We start from the raw sequence: 983 nt of genomic DNA, 5'->3' as shown, positions 1-983 counted from the left end.
GGATAAGGTTTTTATTATTATAAATAATATAATCAAGATAATGTTCAAATATACTTTCTAAGGCAGACCAACCATTTGTTAAATCAGTTTTTGTTGTGATGTAGGCATCAATCATAATTAATTGCTGCTTATAACAGGCACTGAGTAATTGTTTTTTATTTTTAAAGTGATGATAAAAGGCACCTTTGGTCACCAACGCTTTTCCCGAGATCTCATCTATTGAAACAGCTTGATAGCCTTTTTCAACAAACAATATTCGTGCTGAGTTAACCAGTGATTGATAGGTACTCTTAAAATTTTCTTGTTGATGATTTTTATTTTCCATGATAGATTTAAAATAACATACCGTCAGTATGTTTATGGTATCATGATGATGTGGTCGTGACAATCTTAAGAACATTTAGGTTATTTTATGTATATTGAACAGCATTCTCGCTATCAAAATAAAGCTAATAACATCCAATTAAGATATGATGATAAGCAGTTTCATACAACGGTTATCAAAGATGTTCTATTATGGATTGAACATAATTTAGATCAGTCTTTACTGCTTGATGATGTGGCGAATAAAGCGGGTTATACCAAGTGGTATTTTCAGCGGCTGTTCAAAAAAGTAACAGGGGTCACACTGGCTAGCTATATTCGTGCTCGTCGTTTGACGAAAGCGGCTGTTGAGTTGAGGTTGACGAAAAAAACTATCCTTGAGATCGCATTAAAATATCAATTTGATTCCCAACAATCTTTTACACGTCGATTTAAGTACATTTTTAAGGTTACACCAAGTTATTATCGGCGTAATAAATTATGGGAATTGGAGGCAATGCACTGAGAGATCCCCTCATAATTTCCCCAAAGCGTAACCATGTGTGAATAAATTTTGAGCTAGTAGGGTTGCAGCCACGAGTAAGTCTTCCCTTGTTATTGTGTAGCCAGAATGCCGCAAAACTTCCATGCCTAAGCGAACTGTTGAGAGTACGTTTCGA

2 protein-coding genes and 1 pseudogene are annotated in these 983 nt (G+C 34.9%); 1 reads left to right on the top strand and 2 read right to left on the bottom strand.

Going from position 1 to position 983, the window contains the following annotated elements; all coding sequences use genetic code 11:
- The coding region (locus QZ106_RS00365; protein ID WP_295972832.1) for a TetR family transcriptional regulator at positions 1–325 on the bottom strand (325 nt) is incomplete at its 3' end.
- Between the two features lie 87 nt (positions 326–412).
- Here QZ106_RS00365 and QZ106_RS00360 point away from each other — a divergent pair.
- The gene (locus QZ106_RS00360; RefSeq protein ID WP_000275180.1) at positions 413–829 is read left to right on the top strand and encodes a helix-turn-helix domain-containing protein; all 417 of its coding nucleotides are present in this window, start codon (positions 413–415) and stop codon (positions 827–829) included.
- Between the two features lie 9 nt (positions 830–838).
- On the opposite strand, the pseudogene QZ106_RS00355 reads toward QZ106_RS00360, so the two are convergent.
- Positions 839–983, bottom strand: a pseudogene (locus QZ106_RS00355) (IS4 family transposase); the annotation flags it as partial.

The sequence above is a fragment of the uncultured Aggregatibacter sp. genome (assembly GCF_901873365.1).
GTDB lineage: Bacteria > Pseudomonadota > Gammaproteobacteria > Enterobacterales > Pasteurellaceae > Aggregatibacter.
This window is presented reverse-complemented; position numbering and strand designations above follow the sequence as displayed.